This window comes from Mucilaginibacter rivuli (genome assembly GCF_019391655.1).
GTDB classification, from domain to species: Bacteria; Bacteroidota; Bacteroidia; order Sphingobacteriales; family Sphingobacteriaceae; genus Mucilaginibacter; species Mucilaginibacter rivuli.
In genome coordinates this window covers 74,472-90,530 of record NZ_JAHXPQ010000009.1, presented here as the reverse complement: position 1 = coordinate 90,530, position 16,059 = coordinate 74,472, and the positions used below count along the sequence as shown (strand labels likewise).

General features: G+C 42.8%; 10 protein-coding genes. 7 read left to right on the top strand and 3 right to left on the bottom strand.

The window, feature by feature from the left end; all coding sequences use genetic code 11:
- The first annotated feature begins 552 nt into the window (after positions 1-552).
- Positions 553-1,713: an ATP-binding protein gene (locus tag KXQ82_RS18555; protein WP_219490062.1), complete on the top strand. Its 1,161-nt coding sequence runs from the start codon at positions 553-555 to the stop codon at positions 1,711-1,713.
- The gene (locus KXQ82_RS18550) at positions 1,713-4,262 is read left to right on the top strand and encodes a winged-helix domain-containing protein (protein ID WP_219490060.1); all 2,550 of its coding nucleotides are present in this window, start codon (positions 1,713-1,715) and stop codon (positions 4,260-4,262) included. Before KXQ82_RS18555 ends, KXQ82_RS18550 begins: the two co-directional genes overlap by 1 nt.
- A 167-nt stretch (positions 4,263-4,429) precedes the next feature.
- Here the strand turns inward: KXQ82_RS18550 and KXQ82_RS18545 are convergent, their stop codons facing one another.
- Positions 4,430-4,765 (bottom strand): hypothetical protein, encoded by a 336-nt coding sequence (locus KXQ82_RS18545; protein WP_219490057.1) that lies wholly within the window; start codon positions 4,763-4,765, stop codon positions 4,430-4,432.
- 415 nt (positions 4,766-5,180) lie between these two features.
- A complete protein-coding gene (locus KXQ82_RS18540) occupies positions 5,181-5,321 on the bottom strand; it encodes a hypothetical protein (protein ID WP_219490246.1) in 141 nt (46 codons plus the stop codon).
- 295 nt (positions 5,322-5,616) lie between these two features.
- Here KXQ82_RS18540 and KXQ82_RS18535 point away from each other — a divergent pair, with 295 nt between their 5' ends.
- Genes KXQ82_RS18535 through KXQ82_RS18520 form a run of 4 tightly spaced genes read left to right on the top strand, consistent with a single transcriptional unit; the run spans position 5,617 to position 12,228 of the window.
- On the top strand, positions 5,617-7,065 hold the full coding sequence (locus KXQ82_RS18535) for a circularly permuted type 2 ATP-grasp protein (RefSeq protein ID WP_219490055.1): 1,449 nt from the start codon (positions 5,617-5,619) through the stop codon (positions 7,063-7,065).
- Positions 7,066-7,094: 29 nt separating this feature from the next.
- Positions 7,095-8,033: an alpha-E domain-containing protein gene (locus tag KXQ82_RS18530; protein ID WP_219490053.1), complete on the top strand. Its 939-nt coding sequence runs from the start codon at positions 7,095-7,097 to the stop codon at positions 8,031-8,033.
- A 39-nt stretch (positions 8,034-8,072) separates the two neighbouring features.
- Positions 8,073-9,053 (top strand): transglutaminase family protein, encoded by a 981-nt coding sequence (locus KXQ82_RS18525; RefSeq protein ID WP_219490051.1) that lies wholly within the window; start codon positions 8,073-8,075, stop codon positions 9,051-9,053.
- 43 nt (positions 9,054-9,096) lie between these two features.
- Entirely contained in the window at positions 9,097-12,228 is a 3,132-nt protein-coding gene (locus KXQ82_RS18520; RefSeq protein ID WP_219490050.1) for a family 78 glycoside hydrolase catalytic domain, read from the top strand.
- Between the two features lie 116 nt (positions 12,229-12,344).
- Here KXQ82_RS18520 and KXQ82_RS18515 read toward each other — a convergent pair whose 3' ends face one another.
- Complete coding sequence (locus KXQ82_RS18515) at positions 12,345-13,571, bottom strand: DEAD/DEAH box helicase (protein WP_219490049.1); 1,227 nt, start codon at positions 13,569-13,571, stop codon at positions 12,345-12,347.
- 317 nt (positions 13,572-13,888) lie between these two features.
- Between KXQ82_RS18515 and KXQ82_RS18510 the strand changes: the two genes are divergently transcribed.
- Complete coding sequence (locus KXQ82_RS18510) at positions 13,889-16,006, top strand: beta-galactosidase (protein WP_219490048.1); 2,118 nt, start codon at positions 13,889-13,891, stop codon at positions 16,004-16,006.
- Positions 16,007-16,059 lie beyond the last annotated feature (53 nt).

The window sequence follows — 16,059 nt, the reverse complement described above, 5'->3', positions numbered from 1 at the left end:
ATTTTACTATCGCTTCTGTCAGGAGACAACCACGGCCCACCACTCACATAATCAACCAATGACCAATCAACCATTATTATCAATTTTGCAACACCGCACCCAATACCTGAGTATTTTCCTTGGGTATTCTTGGGTATTCTTGGGTATTTTTAGGTAAATTGGCTTTCTCAATTATGAGATTTATAATTTTATTATCGTTTTTGTAAAGAGATAATCAACCCACCTAATCATCTTTTGTGGTGACAAATTAACTAAGCCCGTCGCGGGGTAAACCGAAAAATTGAAAAACCATCCTCCTGACAAACCCAAAACGGACGCTACGGACTAAAAACTCCCCGAAACCACAGCAGGCCCCGGCACTCGATATAAGATACGAAATTTTGGTGGGATTTGCAAAAAAGGAGGGAAATGTAATGAATGATAACACCGACCATAAGCTGAGTAGTCGCATTGGTTAAGTTTGCACCAAATACACTTTGGCAATAAATTTATTGCCAAAAAACTTGACAATAGAAATTTTGTTACTATCTTTGGCAATAGATTTATTGTCAAATGAAAAATAGTTTAGGAAATCCAGCGAGGGGCGATGGCTTTTACGATCGGTCCAAAGAAATAAAAAAGATTTATCGCGTTTTAGAAACCGGCGCAAGTATATATTTAGCGGCACCGCGCCGTGTTGGCAAAACTTCCATTTTAAAGCACTTGGAGGAATTTCCACAGGAAGGCTATCATTTTATTTATGTAATAACAGAATCGGTAGATGATCCAAATGAGTTTTTTAAAGTAATTTTTGAAGAAGTCATTAAAAGTGATGTGATTAAAAAGATTGAGCAACTTTCTTCGGCAATTACAAGCGCGATAGCAGGTTTAATGGGTATAGTAAAAAAAGTAGGGCCTGTTGAACTAAGAGAGAAAGAAGATGTAAATTATTATGATGCCTTTGTAGAATTGCTCTCACATATTAAAAAGGAGCATGGTCAGGTTATTATAATGATCGATGAGTTCCCCCAAACTATTCAAAACATTTTCGACAAACATGATAAAATAACAGCTGCCAACTTCATTCTAAAAAATCGCGAATTAAGACACAATAAACATGCACTTGATAAAGTCAGTTTTATATATACCGGCTCTGTGTCGTTGTTTCCTATGATTCAAAAAGTGATAGAGTTAACATCCATTAACGATGTACGAACGGTGGATGTACATCCATTAGATTACGACGATGCCAAAGACTTTATTAGTAAACTAATGGACAATGAAGAGTTTACACTTGATAATGACATGATTGATTATGTTTTGGAAAGAGTAAAGTGGTTAATTCCATTCCATTTGCAGCTCATTCAACAAGAAATTGTAGACGTATATGAATCAACCAATAATCCTATTGATAAAGCGGCCATCGATCAGGCATACGATCAAATAGTACACTCAAGGAATAAACCTCAGTTTGAGCCCTATTTTTCGAGGTTAACCAAGATATTTAAAGACAGCGAGTACGGTTTTGTACTCGAAGTACTAACATATGTAGCCAACAATGATGTGATTGATAACATGGTATTGAGTGACAAAAGTGTAAAGCATAACATTGAAGACACTAAAAATATTTTGGACATATTAGAGGGCGATGGCTATCTGTTTAAACAAGATGATGCATATCGTTATACCTCTCCCATACTTCAGTCATGGTGCAAAAAACACATTTGTAAATAATGGAAAGCAAGATATATAACCCGGCAGGCCAACCAAAGGAATGGTTGATAGAACACTTTGTAGTACGTACAAATGTATTTGAAAAGCTATTTAAAGATCTGCAAAGTGGTAAAATGCAATACCCGGAGCAGCATTACTTAATACAAGGGCAACGCGGTATGGGTAAAACCACCTTATTGCTGCGCTTAAAATACGAAATAGAAAAAACGCCTAAGTTGAATGCGTGGTTGGTACCTGTTTTTTTTAACGAAGAATCTTACGATTTAACAACGTTATCAAACCTTTGGGAAAAGCTGTTAAAATACCTGGATAACCTATGGCAAACAGGTGGCGAGTATTATAAACGTACCGACGAGTTTGTTGGTACTGCCGATTATGAAAAAAGCTGTTACGCATTATTGGTCAGCATACTCAATAAGGAGAAAAAAAAGCTGGTTATCTTTTTCGACAACTTTGGGCAGTTGTTCTTGGATAATCTAAGCGACAAAGAACAACATCGTTTTCGGGAAATTCTGATGAATTGCAACGACATCAGGATAATTGGAGCATCGGCCGTAGTATTGCACGATTTACACGACTACTCAAAACCATTCTTCGAGTTTTTCAGGATCATTACGCTTGAAGGATTAAATAAAGATGAAACTTTTCAGCTGATCACAAAACTTCAGGATAAATCAGAAAAGAAAATAAACCTCGAAAAAAACAAAGCCAAAATTGAAACGCTTGCCATTTTAACAGGTGGGGTAATACGCACCATTATGTTATTGTACGAAGTTATTTTAACTGATGAAGATGGCACCGCCCTGCGTGACCTTGATAATATACTCGACCGCATTACTCCCCTCTTTAAACACCGCATTGAAGACCTGCCAGCACAGCAACGGAAGATAATTGATGTAATAGCAAAAAAATGGGACGCTGTTAGCACCAAAGAAATCGCCGAAAATATTCGTGAGAATGGGCAGCCCATGCCAACCAAACTTATATCGGCCCAGTTGCAACAACTCGAAAAAAACAATGTGATTGAGAAAAAGCAAACCAATACCAAAAACCATCTCTATCAATTAAAAGAACGTTTTTTCAACATCTGGTACCTGATGCGTAATGGCGACAGAATGGACAAGTGCCGCGTTGTTTGGTTGACAAGGTTTTTGGAAAGTTGGTATGATGATGAAGCGAGTATAGGAGATTTTATTAAAAGACATGTCAAATTATTGAGATCTGGCAAATATGATCCACTATCCGCTTTAAAACTTGCAGAAGCTTGGACAAATTCATCCAAAATAGACTTGAAAAACCAAGCATTGTTGATAAAAGAAACGGCTGAAATTTTAAATGAAGATCAAAAAAAATCATTACCTCGGGTAAGTTTAGAAAAGTTAATTGAGGCCGTAAAGCTTTTACGGGAGAAAAAAGCACAGGAAGCTTTAGCGTTGTTGCAATCGGTTGATCAAAAATCTGATAAAGTAAATCAATTAATAGTATTATGTTATTTGGATTTAAATCATCCACAAAAAGCCTTAGATATTTTAAATTTAATTCCTTCATCTTCTTCGGAAATATTTAAACCTTATTTATCTGGTTGGTGTTATCTAATATTAGGAAGCCCTAATAAAGCATACAAACTTTTTGAACATGCTTTTGAAAAAGAAATAAACAAAAAGAGGAAGGGTGTAATTGCTGGAGCTATTGGCAGTTTATATAAATCTATAGCTAACGATAATGAAAATGCTTTAAAATACTATAGTCTAGCTTTACAACACGATAATAAAAATGTGTATAGCGATATCATAGATGTATATACTATAAATGAAGACTATGAAAATCTTGAAAAATATTTGTTAAAAGCTATTAATTCCGGAAAAATTGAATTTGAAAAAGATTTAATAGAGTTGTATTTATTTAGATATAAAGATTATAAAAAGGCAGCCAATCAGATTACCAAAGGATTAAAAACCAAGATCGCCGATGGCGACTTCCTATTCTACAAGGCTTGTCTTTCTTATTTTCACTTTCATGATAATGGGTTTGAAAAATTATTTCTTGATGCTAAAAAAGAACTATTGCAAAGTGGAAATTCAATGGGTGCGAATTACAAGCGGGTAATTATCATTCTCTCATTTTTATACATCGATATCAAGAGCAAAGACAAAGCGCTTAAAATAGTTAATGAATTAGACCATACAAATGGGATTGAACACCTTTTAAAATCAATTATATATATATGGGCTAATAATGCTACCGATGCCTTTAAAATAATAAAGAAGTATTTAACAACAGCATCAAGACAGGAACTTGAATTTAACAACAATTTGCTAGAACTATTAATTCTTCTTCTTCTTACAAAAAAACAATACCATTTCACCCTAACCCTATTCGAAAAAGAAGACCTAAATTTTAAAGATAGATTCAAACCCATCTACTACGCTTTAATGCACCACATGAAAGATGAATACCCTAACGAGTATTTAAAAATGGGCGATGAATTGAAGCAACCCGTTGCAGATGTATTGAAACGAATTGAAGAAATGGCAGTTGAGTATGCTTAGTTATTCTTCAGCCCCTCGCTGGCGCACGCGTGCCGCGTGTGCCTATGCTCCATCCAAAAGCACTGCCCTAACTTCACCCCGCTCCCGCAAGCGTCCTCGCTTGTGGTATCAAAGCGCCAGGTAACCGCAGCTATTACTTGTTCGCGTTCCGCGTGTGCCTTAAACCCTCACTTCTTCTGCCACCTCAAAATCCTCCTCCCCGCAACAATAGCCACAACAATACCAAAAATAACAGTCAACACTATAGCGCTAAAATATTGGCCCATAGGCATACCGTAGTGCCCGTTATGCGGCAGGTTAGGGCAAATGGCAAAGCACAGATAGCCTATGGGTATAAAGGCCAGGTAGCCGCCAACAATCCCGGTAAAAATGGCAACTAAAAAAGCTACCGTACCCTGCAGGTCGGCGTCCCGCTTATGTTTTTTAATATAGTACAACACGTAATAGCCAATGCCGGTTAAAACAAAGGGAGCCAAAAGAAAAAGCCAGCCAAGAGGTTTCATGCTTAGGTTTAACTTTAATACCCGTCAGGCTTAAAGGTAACCCCGGGTAAGCTATCGCTCGTAACTATCACTTAGTAAAGTTTTCTCCCTTTGGTCGAAATGACACGGAAGAAAATCCCCCGCTGTTCGAAGCTTCCAAACTTCGAACCACTATGCCTGTAGTCTCCGACTACCTTATGCACCATCCAAAAGCACTGCCCTAACTTCACCAAAAATTCGGCATCGTACGGTTCGGCAACCACCGTCCCAACTTCACTCACAACCGCAGTAGAAGCGTACGCAGCCGAGAGTTTCTTTGGTTACTTTCTTTGACGGCCAAAGAAAGTAACATTCTATGCGCCCTGCTTTAACGCCAATACCGTCAAACTACCTACCGCACCAATGCTTCGAGTGCCTCAGCATAACAGCCCGCGATTTAGAGTTCATCCAATAACTCATCCGCGTCCCTCGCTTCAAGCTTACCTGTTAAAACTAAGTTCAACTCGGCAACAGCTTCTTTCAAGTCATCCATCAAAGTAGTCTTTTCTTCAGGAATATAGTTGAATGAATTTTCCATATTTGAATTTACAAATTCCGCTGCAAACATTCAACCAAATAAAATTGTTAAATTAGCAACAAGGCAAAACCGTAAATTTCGCCAAACAACAATTACAAAATATTTTCACTAATTTATACCAACATTTTACAGTAAATTTCACTGTTAAATACAATTATTATTGATTTTTATGCCGATTTATTAAAAATTTATATTCATTATTGATTTTTAGTTCTTTATTTTTAAAAAACTTCTTCATAAATTACGTTTTTTAAAACAACACACCCAAATTAACAACAAACGAAAGGGATAATTAATGCAGGAGTCGGCTTATTTTACCAAATACACCCCAACACCAAACACCTGGGACGAAATGTTTGGTGCAGATGCCCAAATTCGCGACCATTACCAAAAGGTTATCCAGTACCTCGGCGCCGAATCCATCGAAGAACTGAATAAAAAGGAAGACCTTGCCAAGCGCCTCTTTATGAGCCAGGGCATCACCTTCACCGTATACAGCGGCGATGAGGGCATCGAAAAGATATTCCCCTTCGATATCATCCCCCGCATCATCACCGGCGATGAGTGGGCCTTTGTAGAAAAAGGGATCAAGCAGCGCCTTGAGGTGCTCAACCTGTTTTTAAAGGATGTGTACAGCAACCAGTTCATCATAAAAGACGGCATCGTTCCGGCAGATATTATATACTCATGCCCGCATTTCCTGCGCGAAATGTATAACGTAAAGGTACCCTATGATATTTACGTACACGTAGCCGGGATCGACCTCATCCGCGATTACGATGGCACTTTTTACGTGTTGGAAGATAACCTGCGCACACCATCGGGCGTAAGCTACATGCTCGAAAACCGCGAGATAACCAAACGCTTATTCCCCGACCTGCTGCCACAGTGCGGCGTTCGCAGCGTAACCGAGTATCCCAATATTTTATATAAAAACCTGTTGAGTTTGTCGCCAAGGCAAATTCCAAATCCTACTATAGTTTTACTCAGCCCGGGTATATACAATTCTGCCTACTTTGAACATACTACCCTGGCACGCCTGATGGGGGTTGAGTTAGTGGAGGGCCGCGACCTGGTGGTGGACAATCATAAAGTGTTTATGAAGACCACCACCGGCCTCCAACAAGTTGACGTAATTTACCGCCGGGTGGATGATGAATTTTTGGATCCGCTGGTATTTAACCCAAGCAGTGTTTTGGGCGTAGCCGGTATTATGGGTGCCTACCGCAAAGGCAACGTAGCCATTGTAAACGCCATAGGCAACGGTGTAGCCGATGATAAGGCCATTTACAGCTACGTGCCCGAAATGATCAAATATTATTTGAACGAAGAACCCATCCTAAAAAACGTACCTACCTATCAGTTGGGCAACCCGGAAGAAGCCGAATACGTGTTTGGCAACCTCAACAAAATGGTAGTAAAGCGCACCAACGGATCGGGCGGTTACGGCATGCTGATGGGCCATGCGGCCACACAGCAGGAAATGGACGAGTACAAAGCCGAGATAATAAAAAACCCGCGCGATTTTATTGCCCAGCCCACCATCAGCCTATCGGCAGCGCCATGCTACATGCAGGGCAAGCTTACCCCACGCAGGATAGATTTACGCCCCTACGCACTGGTTGGCCCCGATGGTATTGAAATTGTACCCGGCGGCTTAACGCGTGTTGCTTTGCGCGAGGGCAGCCTGGTGGTAAACAGTAGCCAGGGCGGCGGCAGTAAAGATACCTGGGTATTAATTTAATTGTTTAGATTGCATTTGGATACACATATATGTTAAGTAGAGTTGCATCAAGTTTATATTGGATGAGCCGTTACATTGAGCGCAGCGATGGTTTGCTGCGCATGTTAAAGATCAATTACGCATCATCGCAGGATACCATACAAACCTTTACCTGGGAACCCGTTATCCGGATATTTGCCGGCCTCCGCAATGCGGATGAGATTGCCGCCCTGGGTAATGATAGCCGCTCGGTACTAAAATACATGGTGCTGGATAGGGAAAACCCTAACAGCATCCTCAACATTATTACGCTTGCGCGCGAAAATGCCCGCGGCGTTCAGGAATTGATCAGTAAAGATCTGTGGCAATCCCTCAATGAGTATTACCATACCGTGCGCGGGCAAAACATCGCTTTCCTTTTGGAGAAGGATGACCCCATTACCGCTATGGATATCCTCATAAAACAAGGCATGCTTTACTACGGCACCCTCGAAATTACCATGGAGCGCGGCGAGGGCCGTGGATTTATCAACATAGGTAAATTTTTGGAGCGGGGCATACAGTCGGTTGATATTTTGGATACCAAATTTGGTTCGATAGATGATAATCCCAACCTGCTCACCGATACCAGTTACTGGAAGCACCTGCTCCTTTCGCTTGGCGGGTATGAGATATACCTTAAAACCTACCGCCAGGGTTTCGAAGCCGAAAACGTGCTGGAGCAGGTAGTGTTAAACAATGATTTCCCCCGCTCGGTGCTCTATTCGGTAAACCATATACAGCGGTATTTTGATAAGCTGAAGCACGAAAGCAATATGCCCGAGTTTCGCGATCTGTCGTTCCTTATCGGCCGTTTACAAAGTAGTATCAAATACAGTTCGGTAAAAACCATCAGGCAGGATGGCCTGCACGATTACCTCACCAACATCCGCAGCGAGCTGTTTAAAATAGGCGATGCATTAAATAAACATTATTTTGCATATTCATAAATAGCGTTATACATTTAGCGCCAGTATAAAAACACTAATATGCCCGAGTTTAAAATACAGCACGTTACTAAATATACTTACGATAGCCCCGTTCGCGATAGCGCCAACCAGGTCATTTTGTACCCCATACAGGATGATTACCAGGAGGTGATAAAACACGATATCAAGATCACAGGTGAGCCTTTTGTTGATGTACATATTGATTATTATGGTAACGAGGTAGGCAGTTTTACGCATACCGAATCGCATACTAAACTCGAGATATCATCAAAAATGCTGGTGATAACAAAGCACCGCATGTACCCTATTGATGATATGTTTGCCGATCAGCAATGGAGTGATCTGCGCCTTTTAAACCACCAGGTACCTTTTATTGATTTTTTACGCCAGGAATATTTTGAAGGTTTAGATGAGTTAAAAGCTATCATCGAATCGCAAAAGATAGCTAACGAAACGCCTTACCAACTGGCTATGCGTTTCTGCAAATATGTTTACGAAAATTTCGACTATATAAAAGGTGTAACCACCGTAGAGACCACTCTTGATGAGATATGGAAAATTAAAGCCGGCGTTTGCCAGGATTTTGCCCACATCCTGATGGAAATGCTCCGCATGGTAAACATACCCGCGCGTTATGTTAGTGGCTACATATGTACTTCAAAGGCCACCATGCGTGGCGAAGGCGCTACCCACGCCTGGGCCGAAGCCTACATACCCAACTACGGGTGGCTGGGTTTAGATCCTACCAATAACATCATCGCTAATGAAAACCACGTGCGCTTAGCCGTTGGCCGTAATTTTAGCGATTGCTCGCCCGTAAAAGGTGTATATAAAGGCGCCGCCGGCCATACGCTTGAAGTAGCCGTATCTGTAGGCAACCCCGACGATGACCACATGGAAGAATACGAACACGATATTCACCACCATGATGCACCCATACCAAAACCCGCCAACGTACCCAAAAATAGCTACCGCCAGTATATGGAGATGATGCAACAACAGCAGCAACAACAACAGTGATCAGTAAAAGCAGCTTTAGGAAGGACATAGTTTTTATAAACCAATGCAAAAAATAAAAGCGATAGTTCTTGTATTCCTGCTAAATGTTTATGTTGTGCAGGTGCTGGCCCAAACCGCTGCCATTATTCCTGTTAGTTTAAAATGTGAACTACGTGCCAACCCATTAGGAATTGACTTACCTAACCCATGTTTAAGCTACATTTTAAAAGCTGCCTCCAACACTAAAGGTAGCCGTCAAACGGCCTATCAAATTTGGGTTTCAGGCTCATCTGATTTTAAAGCTGCTGCTGAGCTATGGGATTCAAAAAAGGTTGTGAGCAGCCAAATGGCTTATATTATTTATACAGGCAAAGCGCTCATATCAAACCAAAAATGCTGGTGGAAGGTTCGCGTCTGGGATCAAAATGGAAAAGTATCTGCCTGGAGCAAAACAGCAACCTGGACGATGGGCATCATGGCCCCCAACGATTGGCAAGCTAAATGGATAAGTGCCAACGGGGCCGATAAATATGCTTTGCCATCAGTTGGTTATAAATCAAAAGATATGAAGACCGACAGTAATGAACAGTGGGTTCAGGTCGATCTCGGCAAATGGCAAGCCTTTGACGAAGTAAAACTATTTCCAACATTTTTTTCCGATCGCGCAGGTTATGCTTTCCCACTTAGGTTTAAGGTGGAGTGCGCCAACGAACCAACATTTAAAACCCCGGTTTTGGTTGGCAATAAAACGGGAGCCGATGTACGCAATCCGGGGTACTCACCCATTCATGTTTATAACACAGCACATGCCAGAGGTAGGTATATCCGGTTAACGGTAACTAAAAACCCCAAAGTGGGAGCTAATTATACGTTTTCCTTACGGCAGATAGAAGTCATTTCATCCGGCAAAAATATAGCCGCCGGTAAAGCCATTGAAACAATGGATAGTGATGAAACAAATGGCTTTACAAAGAATAACTTAACTGATGGGCTGGAAGATCATTCAACCTTTCCAAATTATTCTTCGATGCAGTTGCATAAGGAATTTGAAGTAAAGCCCACCCTGGTTAGGGCAGTGATCAACATCAGCGGATTATCCGAATATGAATTGACCATTAATGGCAATAAAATAGGCAATTACCTGCTCACCCCCGGCTGGACAGACTACCGGAAAACTATTTTATATGATACCTACGATGTAACTGACCAACTTAAAGGTGGTAATAATACCATTGGCATAATTTTAGGAAACAGCGTTTACAATATACAGCCCGATACCTTGCGCTACGTTAAATTCATTACTACGTTTGGGCCGGCAAAAGCCAGGGCACAATTACTTTTGGAATATGCGGATGGTTCCGCTAAAACTATTGTGACTGATAAGAGTTGGTGGGTTTCGCCGGGGCCTATCACTTATTCCAACCTGTATGGTGGCGAAGACTACGATGCTAACCTTGAGCCAAAATGGGTAAGTGCCATCGAAACCGATGGGCCGGGTGGGGTATTGAAAGGATTATCCGCTGCTGCGCCCCCCATCAGAGCGATCGATACCATCAAAGCGGTCAAAATCACCAAAATAAAAGACAACCTTTGGATATACGATTTTGGGCAAAATGCCTCCATGATGCCGCTATTAACCATAAACGGACCAAAGGGATCGTATGTCCGGATGATCCCTTCTGAATTACTTGGTAAAAATGGATTGGCAGACCGTACCTCGGCAACACAGAGTGGCGTAAGGCCGGCCTGGTGGCAATATACCCTGAGCGGCAATAGCAACGAAAAGTATTTTCCAAAGTTTTTTTACCAGGGGGCACGCTACCTTCAGGTGGAATTATACCCGGCCAAAAGCAATACTGAACTGCCTAAAGTAGAGCAATTAGCCGATGTGATCGTACATTCCTCATCAACACCTATTGGCAGTTTTGAGTGCTCAAACCCTTTGTTCAACCAAATTTACACTTTGGTAAGGTGGGCACAGCGTAGCAATATGATGAGTTTAATGACGGATTGCCCGCAGCGCGAAAAAATGGGCTGGCTGGAAGAAAATCATTTGAATGGCCCTGCATTGCGCTATAATTTTGATATGGCGCCATTGTTTGGCAAGGTTATGAACGATATGGCAGATGCCCAGTTGGATAATGGTTTGATCCCAAACATAGCGCCCGAATATTTTATCGCCGGTTCGCCCGCTCTGAGTAATGCTATGCGCAACTCGCCCGAATGGGGCAGCTCTTTCATTATTGTGCCTTGGCAGCAATATCTGTTCTCGGGAGATATCTCGCTGTTGCAACGTTATTATGACCGGATGAAACGCTTCACCGCTTTTCTGTCAAAGGAAGCCAAAGATCATATTATCTATACCGGCCTTGGCGATTGGTACGATATTGGGCCAAAAGAACCCTGGGGCTCGCAGCTTACACCGGTACAGTTTACAGCTACAGCTATTTATTATTATGATAACTGGATAATGTATAACATTGCAAAACAGTTAGGTAAAGGAGCAGATGCCATAGCTTTTAAACAGGAGGCTGACTTGATTAAAATAGCTTTCAATAAAATGTTCTACCATCCCGAAACGGGGCTTTATGCTACCGGCTCGCAAACTACCTGTGCCATGCCTTTGTTTTTTAATATTGTTGAACCGCAAAACAGGCAAAAATTATTAGATGTATTAGTGGCTGATATACAAGCACGCAATAATAGTTTTACATCGGGCGAGGTGGGTTACCGCTTTTTGCTGAGAGCCCTTGCCGATGGCGGAAGATCGGATGTGGTGTATGCCATGAACAACCAAAGCGATAAACCGGGATATGGCTACCAGATCAAAATGGGAGCTACAAGCCTCACTGAAAAATGGAATGCCGGTGTAGGTAGTTTCGGTTCACAAAACCACTTTATGTCGGGCCAAATTAACGAATGGTTTTTTAACGATTTAGTCGGCATCAGCCCTGATCAAAGCGGGCCTGGTTTCCGTAAATTTAACATCAAACCGGTGTTTCTGCAGGGTTTGGATTGGGTAAAAGGTTCATATGCATCTATAAGCGGTAATATTAACTGCCAATGGAAGCGAAGCGCTAATTATATTACATTAACTGTAACTGTTCCGGCCAATACAAGTGCAACGGTTTATTTATCTAAAGATATTATTAAAACCATCGGTTCCGGCCAATATCAATTTACTGTAAAACAATAAAAAGAAACTATTTACCTAAATGGCAGGTTGGGTTAATACTTCGCTATCATCTGCTGGACCGCTAAACTTAAGCGAAATTATTATACCTGATCTTACCTCTGATATTAAGATCTATCCTACTTCCTCTTCTTCCAGCCACCACCGCCTTTGCCTTTATTGCGGCGGTTAAAGTTACCTCCACCACCGCCAGCGCTCATCGGCTTAAACACGGGCTTCTCGCCAAATTGCTCGGGTAGCTCAGTTTCGGGTACGGGGCGGCCTATCATGGTTTCTATGGCTGCCAGTTTGCGCTGGTCGCGCTCGTTAACTAAAGTAATGGCTGTGCCTGTTGTTGCGGCGCGTGCAGTACGGCCAATACGGTGGATATAATCTTCCGGGTCGCCGGGAACATCGTAGTTGATCACCAGGTCTATCCCCTCCACATCAATACCGCGCGATAGCACATCGGTACCTACCAAAACCTGCAGTTTGCGGTTTTTAAAGTCGAGCAAAATATCTTCGCGCTCATTCTGTTTCAGATCGGAGTGGAAAGCCATTACAGATATCTTCAGGCCCTTTAGCACCTTGAAAACCTCTTTCACTTTATCCTTCATCCCACAAAAAATGATCACGCTGGTATAGGTTGAACCTTTTAGTAACGATTCTATCAAAGGTGTTTTCTGGCTGTCAAAAACCTTATATATCTGCTGATCTATCCCCACGGCAGGCTGCGATATGGCCAGGCTGATCTGCTCCGGCTCGTGCAAAATTGATTTAGCCAGTTTTAATATGCGCTGTGGCATGGTTGCCGAAAACAGCAATGTTTGCCTTTTTTCGGGTAAAAAACTGATGATGCGCATAATATCATCCATAAAACCCATGTCGAGCATACGGTCGGCCTCATCTAACACCAGGTGCTTCAGGTCTTTCAGTTTCATTTTGCCGCTGGCCAAATGTGCCAGTAACCGGCCCGGAGTAGCAATTAGTATATTGGCATCATGCTCAATACCTTTACGTTGCTGCTCGTATACCATACCATCGCCGCCACCAAAAATAGCAATGCTGGTAACGCCGGTAAAGTAACCCAGGCCTTGTACCTGCTGATCAATCTGTTGGGCCAGCTCGCGCGTAGGGGCCAGGATAAGCGTATCGATCTTAGGGTTATGTAATTTGCTGATATGATGTATTACAGGCAGCAGGTAAGCCGCGGTTTTACCGGTACCTGTTTGGGCGCAAGCGATGATATCCTTGCCTGATAATATAATGGGGATAGCTTCGGCCTGTACAGGCGTTGGGGTATTGAAACCCATGCTGGTTATCCCTTCAAATAAATGTTCGTTGAAATTAAAATCTGCGAAAGTCAATGTTGTGAAGCGTAATTAAATATTTGCAAGGTAGGGTTTTTATTTGGTTGATGGAAAATGTGTGAGGTAAAATGGAAGATGTGGCAATTGGGTGGCTATTTTAGTCATTGAGGATGTGGGTGACGGGGCCCGCGTTAGGGATAGGAAGGGTTTAGTGCGCAGCACCGTAGCGAAGCGAAGCCCTGTATAGCCCGACCCGCAGGGAAACGCCCATAGCCAAAATACTGAACTTGTTAAAGTATGAGCAAAACATACCCCACACCACGGGATGCAACCTATTAAAAATAATAATATATTGCGCCATAAACCTCAATGCCATGTATTTATTGAAACCCTTTCGCAAGCTTATAAAAGCCGTATTGCCGGCAGTTTTATTTGGGATGTTGAGCGGCACCGCATTAGCGCAAAGCGCCGACAAGTTTTTCCCGAAAAGTGATTTGATGCCTATCGGATCATACTATTACCCCGAGCAATGGCCGCATGAATACTGGGCACGCGATATTAAGAAGATGGCCGAAGTGGGTTTTGACTTTACGCATTTTGGCGAGTTTGCCTGGGCCTTTATTGAACCCGAAGAAGGTAAGTTTGATTTTGCATGGCTGGATGAGGCTGTTGAGCTGGCACACAAAAACGGTGTGCGGGTAATTATGTGCACCTCATCGCCAACGCCACCGGCGTGGCTGGCTATCAAACATCCCGAAATATTGATGGTAAATGAACTGGGCGTAACCATGCAACATGGCTCAAGGCAGCACATTAGCTGGAGCAGCCCGGTGTACAGGGAGTATGTAAGCAAAATGGTAACCGCCGTTGCCAAACACTATGCCAATGATAAACGCATTTGGGGTTGGCAGCTGGATAACGAACCATCGCACTACGGCCAGTATGATTATAGCCCTGCCGCGCAGGAAAGCTTTCGCCGGTGGGTGAAGAATAAATATCAAAATATTGATACGCTCAACAAAGTTTGGGGCACCGCTTTCTGGAGTATCCGCTACAGCAGTTTTGACCAGATACGCATACCGAACCCAAAAGAACTGATAGCGCAGCCAAGTCCGCATGCCGTATTGGATTTCAAACGTTTCTCATCCGACGAGGTAACCGACTTTTTGGGTTTGCAATATAACATCCTGCGCAAATACATACAGCCTGAACAATGGATAACCACCAACCTGATGCCCGAGCATACCCCGGTTGACCCAACCCGCATGACCAACCTTGACTTTGTAACTTATACCAAATACCTGGTTGCAGGTTACGATAAGGGTATAGGCCCGCAAGGTTTCAGGATGGGATCGCCAACGAGTATAGCTTACGCGAATGACCTGTTCCGATCTATTAACGGCACAACGGGTGTAATGGAGCTGCAGCCAGGCCAGGTAAACTGGGGCAAGTTTAACCCGCAGCCTATGCCCGGCGTGGTACGCATGTGGATATGGCATGCCTTTGCCGGCGGCAATAAATTTGTTTGTAACTATCGCTTTAAAGAACCGCTTACCGGCGGTGAGCAATACCATTACGGTATTATTGGCCCCGATGGCGTTACGCCAAGCACCAGCGGTTTGGAGTATATTAAGGTAATAAAAGAGCTAAAATCGATTAAGCCATATTACCAGCCTGACGCTAAAATGCCAAAGGCTTACCAGGTAAAACAGGCAGCGGTAATATTTAGCCCCGATAACCGCTGGGAACAGGATAACCAGCCACAAACTTACCAGTGGGATTACGAGAGCCACCTGATGCGTTACTACGGCGCGCTGAAAGAGTTTGGTGCCCCGGTTGATGTGATAACTGAAGCTAAAGATTTTTCGAAATACCCTGTGCTGATTGCACCCGCTTACGAACTATTGGATGCCAAACTGGTTGAACGCTGGACCAAATATGTGGAGAACGGCGGCCATTTGGTATTAACCAGCCGCACCGGCCAAAAAGACCGCAACGGCAAACTGTGGGAAATGAAATGGGCCGAGCCTGTTTATAACCTGATAGGTGCCAAAATACCTTTTTACGACCTGATGCCCGATAGTGTACAAGGCACCGTAAAAATGAACATGAAAACCTACCGCTGGAATACCTGGGGCGATATACTGGACCCTAACCCCGGCACCGAAACATGGGCAACATATACTAACCAGTTTTACGCGGGCCGCGCCGCTGTAATTAACCGCAAACTGGGCAAGGGTACCGTAACCTTTGTTGGCCCCGATACACACGATGGGGCGCTCGAAAAAGATGTGCTTAAAATGGTATACAGCCAGGCTGGCATAGCCACCGGTAACCTGCCGCAAGGTGTTATCATAGAATGGCGCGATGGCTTTTGGGTGGGCGTAAATTACGGGCCAAAAGCTTACCAGGTACCCATCCCGGCAACGGCAAAAATACTGATAGGCAGCCGAACGCTCAATACAGCGAGTGTGGTGGTTTGGAAGGAGTAAAATTCAAAAAGCTATAAACAGGGGTCATGCTGAACTTGATTTTTTTAGATAAT